The sequence below is a fragment of the Pseudomonas sp. 9.1(2019) genome, assembly GCF_009910445.1.
GTDB lineage: Bacteria > Pseudomonadota > Gammaproteobacteria > Pseudomonadales > Pseudomonadaceae > Aquipseudomonas > Aquipseudomonas paraversuta.
The window spans coordinates 473,497-488,476 of the sequence record NZ_VBWF01000011.1; the positions used below are offsets into that span (position 1 = coordinate 473,497).

General features: G+C 59.5%; 13 protein-coding genes. All 13 read right to left on the reverse strand.

All coding sequences use genetic code 11. The features are described 5' to 3' along the window. Nucleotides 1-8 precede the first annotated feature (8 nt). Nucleotides 9-557, reverse strand: a complete 549-nt coding sequence (locus tag FEZ21_RS21090; RefSeq protein ID WP_003440333.1) for a hypothetical protein — start codon at nucleotides 555-557, stop codon at nucleotides 9-11. A gap of 12 nt (nucleotides 558-569) precedes the next feature. After that, nucleotides 570-1,286 carry a TetR/AcrR family transcriptional regulator gene (locus FEZ21_RS21095; protein ID WP_003440331.1) on the reverse strand — a complete coding sequence of 239 codons (717 nt, stop codon included), beginning with the start codon at nucleotides 1,284-1,286 and terminating at the stop codon, nucleotides 570-572. Between the two features lie 194 nt (nucleotides 1,287-1,480). After that, the gene (gene lysS / locus FEZ21_RS21100) at nucleotides 1,481-2,983 is read right to left on the reverse strand and encodes a lysine--tRNA ligase (protein WP_003440329.1); all 1,503 of its coding nucleotides are present in this window, start codon (nucleotides 2,981-2,983) and stop codon (nucleotides 1,481-1,483) included. A 116-nt stretch (nucleotides 2,984-3,099) separates the two neighbouring features. After that, nucleotides 3,100-4,195, reverse strand: a protein-coding gene (prfB, locus tag FEZ21_RS21105) for a peptide chain release factor 2 (RefSeq protein ID WP_100917176.1) whose coding sequence is annotated in 2 segments (ribosomal slippage) — nucleotides 3,100-4,122 and nucleotides 4,124-4,195 — 1,095 coding nt in all. Because the reading frame shifts where the segments join, the coding sequence is not laid out codon by codon here. A gap of 200 nt (nucleotides 4,196-4,395) precedes the next feature. Next, nucleotides 4,396-5,397 carry a PleD family two-component system response regulator gene (locus tag FEZ21_RS21110; protein WP_003440323.1) on the reverse strand — a complete coding sequence of 334 codons (1,002 nt, stop codon included), beginning with the start codon at nucleotides 5,395-5,397 and terminating at the stop codon, nucleotides 4,396-4,398. Nucleotides 5,398-5,449: 52 nt separating this feature from the next. Then, nucleotides 5,450-6,460, reverse strand: a complete 1,011-nt coding sequence (locus tag FEZ21_RS21115) for a chemotaxis response regulator protein-glutamate methylesterase (protein WP_160628344.1) — start codon at nucleotides 6,458-6,460, stop codon at nucleotides 5,450-5,452. After that, on the reverse strand, nucleotides 6,457-8,745 hold the full coding sequence (locus FEZ21_RS21120) for a hybrid sensor histidine kinase/response regulator (protein ID WP_010655978.1): 2,289 nt from the start codon (nucleotides 8,743-8,745) through the stop codon (nucleotides 6,457-6,459). Before FEZ21_RS21120 ends, FEZ21_RS21115 begins: the two co-directional genes overlap by 4 nt. Beyond that, nucleotides 8,742-9,428, reverse strand: coding sequence for a chemotaxis protein CheW (locus FEZ21_RS21125; RefSeq protein WP_003440318.1), 687 nt, complete (start codon nucleotides 9,426-9,428; stop codon nucleotides 8,742-8,744). The genes FEZ21_RS21120 and FEZ21_RS21125 overlap by 4 nt, the downstream gene beginning before the upstream one ends. Continuing rightward, nucleotides 9,425-10,693, reverse strand: a complete 1,269-nt coding sequence (locus FEZ21_RS21130; RefSeq protein WP_127196022.1) for a protein-glutamate O-methyltransferase CheR — start codon at nucleotides 10,691-10,693, stop codon at nucleotides 9,425-9,427. Before FEZ21_RS21130 ends, FEZ21_RS21125 begins: the two co-directional genes overlap by 4 nt. Then, nucleotides 10,690-11,205 (reverse strand): chemotaxis protein CheW, encoded by a 516-nt coding sequence (locus tag FEZ21_RS21135; RefSeq protein WP_003440313.1) that lies wholly within the window; start codon nucleotides 11,203-11,205, stop codon nucleotides 10,690-10,692. Before FEZ21_RS21135 ends, FEZ21_RS21130 begins: the two co-directional genes overlap by 4 nt. After that, entirely contained in the window at nucleotides 11,205-12,827 is a 1,623-nt protein-coding gene (locus FEZ21_RS21140; protein ID WP_003440311.1) for a methyl-accepting chemotaxis protein, read from the reverse strand. Before FEZ21_RS21140 ends, FEZ21_RS21135 begins: the two co-directional genes overlap by 1 nt. 177 nt (nucleotides 12,828-13,004) lie before the next feature. Next, complete coding sequence (locus FEZ21_RS21145; protein WP_010655980.1) at nucleotides 13,005-13,724, reverse strand: tellurite resistance TerB family protein; 720 nt, start codon at nucleotides 13,722-13,724, stop codon at nucleotides 13,005-13,007. A gap of 36 nt (nucleotides 13,725-13,760) precedes the next feature. Next, complete coding sequence (locus FEZ21_RS21150; protein ID WP_003440303.1) at nucleotides 13,761-14,867, reverse strand: NADH:flavin oxidoreductase/NADH oxidase; 1,107 nt, start codon at nucleotides 14,865-14,867, stop codon at nucleotides 13,761-13,763. Nucleotides 14,868-14,980 lie beyond the last annotated feature (113 nt).

Consider the following 14,980-nt stretch of genomic DNA (forward strand, 5'->3'; position numbering starts at 1 on the left):
ATGTTGGGTTACTTGACCACACGTTGATAGCGGGCAGCTTCCACGAATACGTCGGAGTTGGCCGGATCATCCAGGTAGGCAAAGACCTTGGCCGACGGGCTGTTGATCAATGCGCCGGGGCCTTCGGCGGTTTCGATGGCGTCACCGCTCAGCGCCGACTGGCCAATGGCCTGTTTGATCTGGTCCAGATCAAGATCGTAGACCACCAGTTCATTGCTGTCGGTCAGTTCAAAACCGCTCAGCGTGTAGTGGCCACCCAGCTTTGCCGGCAGCGCGGCCGATGCGTACCAGCGGCTGCCATGACGAGCGACGATGAACCTGTAGCGTTCCTGGGCCTTGGGCTCACCCGCGGGGTAGACCACTGCCTGATAGTGTTGTTTGTCGATGGCGCTGATCAACAGGTTGCGCGCCTGCCCCCAGGCATCCTTGCTGACCCATTTTCCCAGCAACTGCCGGGGCGCTGTCTCGGCCACCAGCGGTGCCTCGTTAAAGGTCACCAGACAACCGTTCAACATTAAAAACGACAGTGCCATAAGCATTACGCGCCAAGCTTTCATGCCTGCATCCTTCTATAGAGCGGCCAGTACCAAGTGCATGTAACGCGTGAGAGTAGCGAGTCGGCCAGCATCGGCCTCTGGCTGCGCACCGTTAAGCAGGTCCTGATATTCCATCCGACCGATTATCGCCGTCAAGACATTGGCGTCCTGCTGCGGTTGTTTCGAGCCCAGTACCTGTAATATCTGGCACGTACCCTGCCATAAAATCTGTTGATGAGCCCTGACCAGAACCGCCAGGCGCGGGTTGAGCAACGCCGCCTGGAGGAAAGCCTGTTCCGCCATGAGGTGCTCGCGACGGGTAAGCAACTGGTGCTGGATATAGTGGGCGGCCATGCGGGCGATTTCATCGGCCAGTTGCGCGCGCGATTGCGGGCTGCCATCGCCATAGGCCACCAGTTCACGCAGTTGGCCTTCAGTGCTCAGCCACAGCTTGGCCATAAAGGCTGCGCTGCGTTCGACATATTGGGCGAAGGTGTCATTAAGCAGGTCATCGATGTCTTTGAAGTAATAGGTGGTCGCCGACAACGGCACCCCTGCTTCAGCCGCAACCGCCCGGTGCCGCACGCCACGCACGCCGTCACGCACAACAATGCGCATGGCCGCATCGAGAATCTGCTGGCGGCGCTGCTCACTGCCGTGGCGACTGGCCTTGCGCCCTTGATACTGAACACTTTCGGCTACCGCCGTAGCGACATGCGCCGCCCCTTCTTGAGCCCTGGCTAGGTTCACGAAAGACTCCTTGTGTTGAAGACAATGGTGCCACTGACGAGACTGGATGGCTGTGGAAGCCGGTTTGCCGGCGATTACATCAACTAAACACCATGTTCCCTGCATCGCTGGCAAGCCAGCTCCCAGAATCGGCGCATCACCGGGTGTCAGGCAATAAAAAGCCGCCTCAGTCGGCGGCTTTTTATTTTCTAGCGTTACGCCTGTGGCCGCATGTGCGGGAACAGGATGACATCGCGAATCGACGGTGAGTTGGTCAACAGCATCACCAGACGGTCAATGCCGATACCTTCACCGGCAGTCGGCGGCATGCCGTATTCCAGTGCGCGTACGAAGTCGGCGTCGTAGTGCATGGCTTCGTCATCGCCCGCGTCCTTGTCAGCTACCTGGGCCATGAAGCGCTCGGCCTGGTCTTCTGCATCGTTGAGCTCGGAGTAAGCGTTGGCGATTTCACGGCCACCGATAAACAGTTCAAAACGGTCAGTCACGTTCGGGTTGTCGTCGTTACGACGGGCCAGCGGCGACACTTCGAACGGGTACTGGGTAATGAAGTGCGGCTGTTCCAGCTTGTGCTCGACCAGCTCTTCGAAAATCATTACCTGCAGCTTGCCCAGACCTTCAAAGCCCAGCACCTTGGCCCCGGCTTTCTTGGCAATGGCGCGAGCCTTGTCGATGTCGTTCAGGTCATCGGCGGTCAGCTCGGGGTTGTACTTGAGAATCGAGTCGAACACCGACAGACGCACGAACGGCTCGCCGAAGTGGAACACCTTGTCGCCGTACGGCACGTCGGTAGTCCCGAGAACCAGCTGAGCCAGTTCACGGAACAGCTCTTCGGTCAGGTCCATGTTGTCTTCGTAATCGGCGTAAGCCTGGTAGAACTCCAGCATGGTGAATTCTGGGTTGTGACGAGTCGAGACACCTTCGTTACGGAAGTTGCGGTTGATCTCGAACACTTTTTCAAAACCGCCAACCACCAGACGCTTGAGGAACAGTTCAGGCGCGATGCGCAGGAACATGTCCATGTCCAGAGCGTTGTGATGGGTCTCGAACGGCTTGGCCGCTGCACCACCCGGGATGGTTTGCAGCATCGGCGTTTCCACTTCAAGGAAGTCGCGCTGCATCAGGAAGCTGCGAATGTGCGCAATCACCTGGGAACGCACACGGAAGGTGTGGCGCACTTCTTCGTTGACAATCAGGTCAACGTAACGCTGGCGGTAGCGCTGCTCGGTGTCGGTCAGACCGTGGTGCTTGTCCGGCAGCGGGCGCAGGGATTTGGTCAGCAGGCGCACATTGGTCATTTCAACGTACAGGTCGCCTTTGCCGGAACGGGCCAGGGTGCCTTCGGCGGCAATGATGTCGCCCAGGTCCCAGGTCTTCACGGCGGCCAGGGTTTCTTCCGGCAGGGTCTTGCGGTTGACGTAGACCTGGATGCGCCCGGTCATGTCCTGGATCACCATGAACGAGCCACGGTTAAGCATGATGCGACCGGCAACCTTGACCGGAATACCGGCTTCAGCCAGCTCTTCCTTGGTCTTGTCGGCGTACTTCTTCTGCAGATCGGCGCAGTAGTTGTCGCGACGGAAGTCATTCGGGAAGGCATTGCCCTTGGCGCGCTCGGCTGCAAGTTTTTCCTTGCGCAGGGCGATCAGGGTATTTTCTTCCTGTTGCAGGTCTTGCGGGTCGAGTTGTTGGTCGCTCATGTCTTAAAAAATTCCATCACAGGTTCGTTGCCCCCGCCTTGCGACAGGGGGAAGCGGGCTTTGGCGCGCCTTGAAGGCATCGCACCGGCTGCGCACTTTACGTGTTGTTGCGCGACTTACAGCCCTTGTTTCAGGCTGGCAATCAGGTATTCGTCGATATCGCCGTCGAGTACCTTGTCGCAATCGCTGCGCTCGATGTTGGTACGCAAATCCTTGATCCGCGAGGCGTCGAGTACGTACGAGCGGATCTGGTGTCCCCAGCCGATATCCGACTTGGTATCTTCCAGGGCCTGAGAGGCAGCATTACGCTTCTGCACTTCCTGCTCGTAAAGACGCGCCCGCAACATTTTCATCGCGGTGTCTTTGTTCGCATGCTGGGATCGTTCGTTCTGGCAGCACACCACGGTGTTGCTCGGAACGTGGGTAATACGAACGGCCGAGTCGGTGGTGTTTACGTGCTGACCACCGGCACCGGAGGAACGATAGGTATCGATCCGCAGGTCTGACGGGTTGATGTCGATTTCGATGTTGTCGTCGATTTCCGGCGATACGAATACGGCCGAGAACGAGGTATGACGACGGTTGCCCGAATCGTAGGGGCTTTTACGGACCAGACGATGGACGCCAATCTCGGTGCGCAACCAACCAAATGCGTATTCGCCCTTGATGTGTACAGTTGCGCCTTTGATCCCGGCCACTTCACCGGCAGACAGTTCCATGATGGTGGCATCGAAGCCGCGCTTGTCGGCCCAGCGCAAATACATCCGCAACAGGATATTGGCCCAGTCTTGCGCTTCGGTACCGCCAGAGCCTGCCTGAATGTCCAGGTAAGCGTTGTTGGCGTCCATCTCACCACTGAACATGCGGCGGAATTCGAGTTTTTCAAGGGCTTCGCGCAGACGCTCGACTTCTGCGGCAACGTCATCGACAGCGGCCTGATCTTCTTCCTCGGCGGACATCAGCAGCAAGTCTTTGGCATCGGCCAGACCTGTGTGCATCTCATCGAGGGTTTCAACGATCTGCGCCAGCAGGGAGCGCTCGCGCCCCAGCTCCTGGGCGTACGAAGGGTTGTTCCAGACACTCGGATCTTCAAGCTCGCGATTGACTTCGGTCAGACGCTCATGCTTTTGATCGTAGTCAAAGATACCCCCGAATAGTTTCGGAGCGCTCTGACAGGTCCTTGATGCTGTTAAGGATCGGGTTGATTTCCATGGCTGGCGGCACTCGTAGGCGATTTTTACAAAGCCGGGGAGTATACCGGAAACAGCCCGTATCAGCAGCCCGTCTGGCGGGGTTAAGGCTCGATGAATTCAGCTCTGGATCATCTGTAGTCGCTGTCGGGCTGCGACGAGGCCGCGGTGGGCCTCAAGGAAACGGGTTGCTACGCAACCCTTGGCAGCCTGCGGCAGCGGCTACGAGATTCCTACCTGGTTACGACCGTTGTTCTTGGCCAGGTACAGCCCTTTGTCCGCTGCGGAAATCAGCTCACGGCAGGTGCCGCCCTGCTGCGGGGTAAGGGTAGCCAGACCAATGCTGATGGTCAGGCTGCTGCCGGGAGCAGGCGATATATGCGGGATTATTAGCCCCTGCACCGCCTGGCGCAGTTTTTCCGCCACCAGCCGGGCACCGCCCTGGGAGGTGTTGGGCAACACAATGGCAAACTCTTCACCCCCATAGCGGGCCGGCAAGTCGGAAGGACGGCTACTGGCATCGCGAATGGCCGCGGCCACTTTGCGCAATGCTTCGTCGCCATCCAGATGACCGAAGCTATCGTTATAGGACTTGAAATAGTCGACGTCGATCATCAACAAGGACAGCTGGGTCTGCTCACGCAAGGCGCGGCGCCACTCCAGCTCCAGGTACTCATCGAAATGCCGGCGATTGGACAGCCCGGTCAGGCCGTCGGAGTTCATCAGCCGCTGCAATACCAGATTGGTATCCAGCAATTGCTGCTGACTGACCCGCAACGCCCGGTATGCAGCATCACGTTGCAACAACGTCATGTAAGAGCGCGAGTGGTAGCGAATACGGGCCACCAGCTCAATGTTATCGGGCAGTTTCACCAGATAGTCATTGGCCCCGGCCGCGAAGGCCGCACTTTTGATCAACGGGTCTTCTTTGGTGGAAAGCACGATGATCGGGATATTCTGCGTGGCCGGGTGGTTGCGGTATTCGCGCACCAAGGTCAAGCCATCAAGCCCCGGCATGACCAGATCCTGCAGGATCACCGTCGGCTTGATGCGGATCGCCTGGGCAATGGCCTGATGGGGATCGGCACAGAAATGGAAATCTATGTTCTGCTCCAGCGCCAGCCCGCGACGTACGGCTTCGCCGATCATCGCCTGATCGTCTACCAGCAACACCATGGCCGAGTTTTCGTCAGTTTTAACGTCGTCCAACTGCAAGTCACTCATGCGCGTTCACCTGAATTACCACCTTCAAGCCAGTCCAGCGGGGTTTTACCAGTCATTTGGCAAATATCTCCAGCAAGCGTGGCGCAATCATGTCCAAGGGGCGAATTTCAACCGCGGCATCGATGGCGGCTGCCGCTTTGGGCATGCCATACACCGAACTGCTCAGTTGATCCTGGGCGATGGTGAGAAAACCTTGCTGGCGCATGAGTTTGAGCCCTTGAGCCCCGTCACGCCCCATGCCGGTCAACAAAACACCCACCGCATCACCATGCCAGTGCCTGGCAACACTTTCAAAAAATACATCGATCGAGGGTCGATAAATCTCGTTTACCGGCTCGGCGGTATAGGCCAGGGTGCCGTTCTTCAACAACCGGATGTGGTGGTTGGTCCCGGCCAGCAGAGCCGTCCCCGCCTGTGGCGTCTCACCGTGTCGCGCCAGGCGCACGTCCAGACCGCACGAGCTGCTCAACCACTCGGCCATCCCGGCCGCAAAGACTTGATCAACATGCTGGACCAGCACAATGGCCGCCGCAAAGTTCCTCGGTAGCCCCTTGAGCAGGCTTTCGAGGGCGGCCGGGCCGCCTGCCGACGAACCGATAGCCACCAGCCCGCCCCGAACACCCGAGATCCGGGGCTGGGCAGAAACCGGGGTGACGCTTTTTTCACTTTGCCCGATCAACCAGCCAATATTGAGGATCTTGCGCAGCAAGGGCGCGGCCGCTTCCTTGGGGTTACTTCCTCCCAGCACGGGAGTGTCCACTACATCCATCGCGCCAAAGCCCATGGCCTCGAACACGCGATGGACATTCTGTTCACGGTCAACCGTCACTATGACGATGGCGCACGGGGTTTCAGCCATGATCCGCCGCGTAGCCTCGACGCCGTCCATCACCGGCATGATCAGGTCCATCAGGATCAGGTCCGGGGTGTTCTCGGCACAGCGTTGCACGGCTTCCAGGCCGTTGGCGGCCACCCAGAGCACTTGATGGGCAGGCTCGTAAGCCAGCGCCCGGCGCAAGGCTTCAACTGCCATGGGCATGTCGTTAACGATGGCAATTTTCATGGTTGAGCTCCTCCAATGAGCTCAACCACTGCATCAAGCAGAGCATCGTCATGGAAACTGGCTTTCGCTAGATAATAGTCGGCCCCGGCATCCAGTCCGCGCCGGCGGTCCTCTTCCCGATCTTTATACGAAACCACCATCACCGGCATTGATTGCAAACGGTTGTCACGTCGTAACAGCGTGACCAGTTCGATGCCATCCATGCGCGGCATGTCGATGTCGGTGATCAATAAATCGAAGTGCTCGGCCCGCAAGGCGTTCCAGCCGTCCATGCCATCAACGGCCACGGCCACTTCGTAGCCCCGGTTGATCAGCAGTTTGCGCTGCAACTCGCGTACCGTCAGCGAGTCATCCACCACCAGAATGCGTTTGCGGGTCAGTTGCGCGGCGTGGCGGTTACGCCGGTCAATTCGCTCCAGACGCCCGGTATTGAGCAGTTTGTCCACGGATCGCAGCATGTCTTCGACATCCACAATCAGTACCGCAGACCCGTCGTCGAGCAAGGCTCCGGCCGAAATATCCTGCACCTTGCCCAGGCGCGGATCGAGGGGCAGAACCACCAGCGTGCGCTCACCGATAAAACGCTCGACGGCCACGCCATACACCACATCACGCTCGCGAATGACCACCACCTTGAGGGTTTCATCCTCGCTCTGGCTTGGAGGGCGCTGCAACAGTTGGCTGGCAGCCACCAGCCCCACGTGCTGCCCTTCGTGCCAGAAATGCTGGCGACCTTCGAGCTGCACGATTTCATCGGGCATCAAGTCGCGCATGCGCTCGATGTGCGCCAGTGGAAAGGCATAGGCTTCGTCGGCCACTTCAACCACCAGACTGCGTACCACGGACAGGGTCAGCGGCACTTCCAGACTGAAACGACTGCCCTGCCCCGAAGTCTGCTCCAGGACGATTGCGCCCCGCAGCAGGCGCACCATGTGTTGCACCGCATCCAGCCCGACGCCGCGTCCGGAGACTTCGGTCACGGTGTCGCGCAGGCTGAAGCCCGGCAGAAAGAGAAAGGCCAGCAGTTCCTCTTCGCTCAGCTGTGCCACGGTGGAAGCCGTCGACAACTGGCGCTCGACGATGGTCTGGCGTAAACGTTCAAGATCAACACCCGCGCCGTCATCGCTCAACTGCAGCGCCAGCAAACCTGCCTGATGGGAGATGCGCAAACGAATCAGGCCTTCGGCAGGCTTGCCGGCCAGCAGCCGCTGTTCCGGCGTTTCTATCCCGTGATCGACGGCATTGCGCAGCAAATGGATGAGCGGCGCTTCGAGTTTTTCCAGTACATCACGGTCGACCTGGGTTTTCTCGCCATCGATTTCAAGGCGGATCTGTTTGCCCAGGGCGCGCCCCAAATCACGGACCATGCGCTCCTGACCGACCAGCACATCGGCAAATGGCCGCATGCGGCACGCCAGCGCGGTGTCGTACAGCGATTGCGCGCGCTGGCCGGCCTGCCAGCCAAATTCGTCGAGTTCGGCAGTCTGCTCACTCAGCAAGTGCTGGGACTCAGCCAGTATCCGCCGCGCATCAGACAAGGCCTCTTGCGCTTCATGGCTCAGATCCAGCACCTTGAGCTGGTCGCGCAGGTAGTCCAATGCTTTCAGACCGCTGTTTTGCATGCGCTTGAGGCGCTGCAACGTCACCAGATAAGGCTTGAGCCGCTGGGTTTCGACCAATGACTTGCTGGACAGATCGAGCAAACTGTTGAGCCGCTCGGCGGTGACCCGCAACACCCGTTCGCCAGTATCAGTACGGCGCCGGGACCGAAGACCAGGCTCCGGAGCGGTGTCAGCCTCGAGCGCCAGCTCAACCACAGGCACGGCCGGCTCCGGGGGCAGCAACAGCTGCGACACGTCGAACGCCGGGGGCGCCACCGAGACATGGCTGTCGCCGCCATCAAGCAAGCGGTTCATCAGCCCGACATAGGCATCAATGTCGGCCGGGCCGACATTGGCACTGCCTGGTGTGGCAATACGCATCAACAAGTCAGTGCCCTGCAACAAGGCATCAATATGCTCGGGCTGCAGGTACAGACGGCCTTCCTGGGCACTGACCAGGCAATCCTCCATGACATGGGAAACGCTGACCCCGGCATCCACGCCGACAATTCTCGCCGCCCCCTTGAGGGAGTGGGCCGCGCGCATGCAGGCTTCGAGCTGGTCGGCCTGAGTCGGGTTACGCTCCAGCGCCAACAGGCCGGCATTCAGGACCTGGGTCTGGGCCTCGGCCTCAAGACTGAACAACTCAAGCAACGAGGCGTCACGCATTTGCTCGGGGGTCATGTCAGGCTCCGGGCGATCGCGCCCAGTAATTGCTCTTCGTCAAGCAAGCGCAGGCTGCGGGTTTTCCACAGCAATACGCCACGGGTGTACTTGGCACTGGCCTGCTCGCCCGAGAGTGACGCGCCATTCAAAACAGACTCTTCAATGTTGTGGATGCCATCCACTTCATCCACCGGCAATACCACTGCCCCGCCTTGTGCGGCCAGGATCAGCATGCGCGGCATGATCCGCAGCGATGCCGGCCCCGCCAATGTCGGGTCCAGGCCCAGTAGCTCGACCAGGGACAAACAGGGCACCAGGGCGCCGCGCACATTGGCGACCCCCAACAGCGCACGTGAACGCTGGTGCGGCAGTGAATGGATCGACTGCAGCGGGGCCACTTCATCCAGATAGCGCGTCGCCAGTCCCAGCCATTCATCCCCCAGACGAAAAATCATCAGCGAGCGGGTCGCCACTTTTCGCTCAAGCTCCCGGGGGGAGTATTGGGCCACATGTTCCTGCTCAAACGAGTAGCGGTCCAGCAAGCGGGTGGCCGCAGCCGAATACACCGAACAGTTACGACAATGGATATGTTCAGCCAGCAGCGCACAGGATTTATCGCCGAAGATGCCGATACGGTTCCAGCAGTCATCAATGTCCTGCGCTTCGGAGTGGATCAAGTTCTGGGCTGTTAAACCGCTCATTGTTTACGCTCACTGTGAACGGATCGCTCATTACGGGCCGCGCGCTCCTGCAAGCGTTGAGCGCCTGTTACATCACCCTGTGAGGCCAGCAAGGCCGCCAGGTGTGCCAGGGCTTCTGCATGCTGGGGCTCCAGGTACAACGCCTTGCGATAAAACCCCTGGGCCTGGGCCGTCTGGCCCTGGACGTCACTGAGCAAACCCAGCCAGTAATAGCCCTGGGCCTGCGGGCCATGCAATTGCAGTAATTGCTCGCAGGCAGCACGGGCCTCGCTGCTCTTGCCGGCATTGGCCAGCAGTGCAATTTGTTCAAGCAGGGCCTTGGGCTCAGCAGCCTGCGAGTCCGTTTGGCGCGGGGCCAAGGACTGGGGGCGCGGGGCAAATGGCCGGATGACCGGTGGCGCCGCTGGCGGTTGCGGACGGACCAGCGGCTTGAATTCGGCCAGCACCGGGCGGGCCGCGGGTAATGGCTCGTGGCTATGGCAAAAAGCAAACGACTGCGGCGCACCGATCGAGCGCATGCCCATCCGGCCCAGCAGGCTGCCCTCGGCCGGACCGATAAACAGCACGCCATCGGTACGGGTCAATTGCTTGAGCACATCCAGTGCCTGCTGCTGGGTTTTAAGGTCGAAATAGATCAGCAGGTTGCGACAAAACACAAAATCATAGGGTGGGTAACTGGCCAGCAGGGCCGGGTCCAGCAAGTTACCGACGTGAAAACTGACCTGCTCGCAGACCCTGCTCGACAGTTGATAAGCGTCGTCCACAAGGCTGAAATAGCGCTCGCGGAAATCCGTTTGCTGCCCGCGAAATGAGTTTTTTCCGTACCGCGCAGACTGAGCCCGCTGCACCGAAAGCGGGCTGACATCCAGCGCGTCCACCTTGAATTGATACGCGGCAAAACCGGCATCAAACAGCGCCATTGCAATCGAATAGGGCTCTTCACCGGTTGAACAGGGCAGGCTCAAGATACGCAGGGTCCGGCGACTGCCGATTTCGGCCAGGCGCTTTCTGGCCAGGCGCCCCAGGGTGGAAAATGATTCGGGGTAACGGAAGAACCAGGTTTCGGGCACGATCACCGATTCGATCAGGGCTTGCTGTTCATCCTGGGAGCTGATCAAACGCTGCCAGTAATCATCATGGTCAAGCATGTTCAACGCCATGCAGCGCTGACGAACAGCACGTTCGATGATGGCCGGACCTACTGAAGCCACATCCAGACCGATGCATTTCTTCAAAAAATCGAAAAACCGCTGATCGGCATTCATGGGTACACCTGTGGGCCGGTGTCATCCGGGTGCGCGGCGAAGATCAGCGCAGAAACCGCCGGGCTCAGCAGTTCATCGATACTGATCCATTGCACAAGCCCATGCTGGTCACTGCGCACCGGGCCCAGATACGGCGCATCGCGGTTATCCAGGCCATAGGGCTGAAAGTCCGCGGGGTTGCAGCGCAACGTGTCGCTGGCCTGCTCAAGCATCAAACCCAGTACTTGCCCGCGATAGTTGACCAGCACCAGCCGGGTGCTGGTGCGGGCCACAGCGGCCTGGCCGAACGTCATGGCGCTGATATCGATCACCGGCACCACCTGCCCGCGATGGGTAAACACGCCAGCCACCCATGCCGGGGCATGGGCAATAGGTTTTAGCGGGAGAAGCGGCAGCACTTCGACCACATCGGTGGCCGGCAAGGCATAACGTTCATCGCCGATATGAAACACCAGGAACAGGCGATTGTTCGGCGCTCCCCCACCGCTGGATTTGGCCCGAGGATCGCTCATCAGACTTTAAAACGCGAAACGCCGCTGCGCAGCCCGACGGCAACCTGGCTGAGCTCATCGATCGCAAAGCTGGCCTGACGCAGAGACTCGACGGTCTGGCTGCTGGCATCCCCCAGTTGTACCAGTGCAAGGTTGATCTGCTCCGCGCCTGTGGCCTGGGCCTGCATGCCCTCATTGACCATCAGCACCCGCGGGGCCAACGCTTGAACCTGATGGATGATCTGCGATAGCTGCTCACCCACCTGGGTCACTTCGAACATGCCGCGGCGGACTTCTTCCGAAAATTTGTCCATGCCCATTACGCCAGCCGAGACCGCTGACTGAATCTCGCGCACCATCTGTTCGATATCGTAAGTGGCCACGGCGGTCTGATCGGCCAAGCGGCGGACTTCAGTGGCGACCACGGCGAAGCCACGGCCATACTCACCGGCCTTCTCTGCTTCGATGGCAGCGTTCAGAGACAACAGGTTGGTCTGGTCGGCCACTTTAACAATGGTCACTACCACCTGGTTAATGTTGCCGGCCTTTTCGTTAAGGATCGCCAGTTTGGCGTTGACCAGATCGGCGGCGCCCATGACCTGATGCATGGTTTCTTCCATGCGGGCCAGACCCTGCTGCCCGGAGCCGGCCAGGATCGACGCCTGATCGGCAGCCGAGGTGACTTCGGTCATGGTGCGTACCAGATCACGGGAAGTGGCTGCGATTTCGCGGGAAGTCGCGCCAATTTCCGTGGTGGTGGCCGCGGTTTCAGTCGCGGTGGCTTGTTGCTGCTTGGAGGTCGCGGCAATTTCGGTGACCGAGGTGGTGACCTGCACCGAGGAGCGCTGGGCTTGTGACACCAAAGAGGTCAGCTCGGTCATCATGTCGTTGAAGCCGGTTTCTACCGCGCCGAACTCGTCTTTACGCTCCAGGTTCAGGCGTGAACTCAGGTCACCGGAACGCATCACTTCCAGAATCGAAACAATACGTTTCATGGGCGACATGATCGCTTTTAGCAACAGATAGCCGCAGAGGGCGGCGGCGAGTACGGCAATCAGCAGCGAGACCAGCATGCTGACTTTGGCGGTCATGACTGAATGAGCAATGTTTTCGGTGGCTTCGGAAGCCGAGGAGCGATTGGCGTCAATTACGCTGTTGAGCTGTTTGCGTCCAGCCATCCAGGCCGGCGCCAATTGCTCGGTGACCATGGTATGGGCCTGGGCGAATTGCTTGGCCTGGTACAGCTCAAGCACGTTCGCCAGAATCTGCGCGTATTGCTGATGCAGCCGCTCAAACTCATCGAACGCGGCGCGATCGTTTTTATCGAAAATGGTGCCGCGATAGTTCTCCAGCTCAAGCTTCAGGCGTTCTTCGTAGCTGGCGTACAGTTTGCGGTCTTCATTGTTCAGGTCGCGCTGGTTGGACGACCCCACCAGTTGCAGGGTCAAGACGTAACTGTCCACCCAGGCACTGCGAATCATCGAGCTGTAATAGACCCCGGGAATCGAGTCGGCGCGGACTGTCTCTTCGCTGCTTTCGATTGAAAGCAGGCGAGAATAAGCCGCGACGACCATCAACAACATGATGGCGATGATTACCGCAAAGCTCGCCAAAATGCGTTGGCGCAACGTCCAGTTCTTCACAGTCAATCCTCGGGGAGCCATTCAAATGATGGGGAGTATAGCCGAGGGTACGCGAGGATTCGTATGGGCGCTGAGACTGATCTCACAGCAATCTGCAAAAATATTCATAAAGCTGCAGGAGCGAGCTTGATCGCGAGCTGTCCGGCATTTGAAAATGCCCGCTCCTGCAGTAAAGGGTTACTCCGCCGCCTGTTTAACCTGGGACTCCAGCTCAGCCTTCAGGCCCGGATCGAGCTTGAGTTGCTTGGCCAGTTCTTGCAGATAGGCCTTTTCCATAAAGCTCTCTTCATCCACCAGCAGCAGGCTGGCGATGTACATTTCGGCAGCGATTTCCGGGGTGCTGGCAGCACTCGCCACTTCAGCCGGGTCCAGTGGCTTGTCAATTTCGGTTTTCAGCCATTGCTGCAGGGCCGGGTCACCGTCCAGCTTGCTGAACTCGCCATCAATCAGCTGGCGCTCACGCTCGTCGATATGACCATCAGCTTTGGCCGCTGCAACCAGCGCCTTGAGAATCGCCTGGCTGTGTTGCTCTACCTGCTGGGGCGCTACCCGGTCGATCGTCTGCGGTTCTGTTTGCGGCGCCGTACCCTGGTTGGCCTGCCAGTTGCCGTAGGCTTTGTAGGCCAGTACCCCCAACGCGGCCAGACCGCCATAGCTCAGGGCCTGCCCGCCATATTTGCGGGCACTCTTGTTGCCCAGCAACATCCCCAGCACGCCTGCCGCCAGCGCACCGCCACCGGCACCTGAAAGCAACCCGCCCAACCCGCCGGAGCCTCCCAGCAGGCCGCCCAGTCCACCTTTGTCTGAGCCGGAGGGGGTGCTTTGCCCCGCGGTTTTATTCTGCAACATCTGTTGACCGGACTTGAGCAACTGATCGAGCAATCCACGCGTATTCATTAAACACCTCTCGTAAATGGGTGGCAGGGGAGAATCTCAGTCGCGCAGATCCGACTCGTGTATCGGTTGGTCGCGGTGAGTGGCACGCTGGTACTGGGCTGGCCAAATCGCCTTCTGGCCGCCCAGATCATCGTCGGCGTGCAGCGGCCAGTAGGGGTCACGCAATAGCTCGCGGGCCAGCAGGATCAAATCGGCCTGACCGGTACGCAGAATATGTTCTGCCTGAGCCGGCTCGGTAATCATGCCTACAGTGCCGGTGGCGATGCCTGCCTCTTTGCGTACACGCTCGGCAAAACGGGTTTGATACCCCGGCCCGACCGGGATCTCGGCATTGGCGGCGGTGCCCCCCGAAGACACATCCACCAGATCGACCCCCAGCGCTTTGAGGCGCAGCGCCAGCTCCACGGTTTCGTCCGGGTTCCAGCCATCTTCCACCCAGTCGGTCGCCGATACCCGGACAAACAGCGGCAGCTCTTCAGGCCAGATGTCACGTACGGCCTTGGTGACTTGCAGCACCAGGCGAATACGGTTGTCGAAGGAGCCACCGTACTGGTCGCGCCGTTGATTGCTCAGCGGGGACAGGAATTGATGCAGCAGGTAGCCATGGGCAGCGTGAATTTCAACCACCGAGAAACCAGCCACAAGTGCCCGCCTGGCGGCATCGACAAAGGCTTGAATCAGGTCGTTGATCTGGGCTTCGTCGAGCTGGGTCGGGGCAGTGTGCCGCGGGTCAAAGGCTATGGGCGAAGGACCGACCGGCACCCAGCCGCCCTCTTCCACTTTGACGCTGCCCTGCTTGCCCAGCCAGGGACGATAGGTGCTGGCCTTGCGCCCGGCATGGGCCAGCTGAATACCGGCCACGGCACCCTGGGCCCGGATAAAGCGGGTAATGCGCTGCAGGGGCTCGATCTGTTCGTCGTTCCACAAGCCAAGGTCCTGCGCGGTGATACGCCCGTCAGGGGTTACCGCCACAGCTTCAGTAAAAACCAGACCGGCGCCGCCAACAGCACGGCTGCCCAGATGCACCAGATGCCAGTCATTGGCCAGCCCGTCAACGCTGGAGTATTGACACATTGGCGAGACCGCAATGCGGTTGAGAAGGGTCAGTTGACGCAGGGTATAGGGCTCTAGCAGCAGACTCATGGGTCACCTCTAATGACAGTGGGCAGGCTCCAGGGAACAAGCGTACCTAGAGCCTAGTCGACAACCCTGCAAGAGGTGGGGTTCATCTTTTGTACAGATTGCGGGAGCTGGCT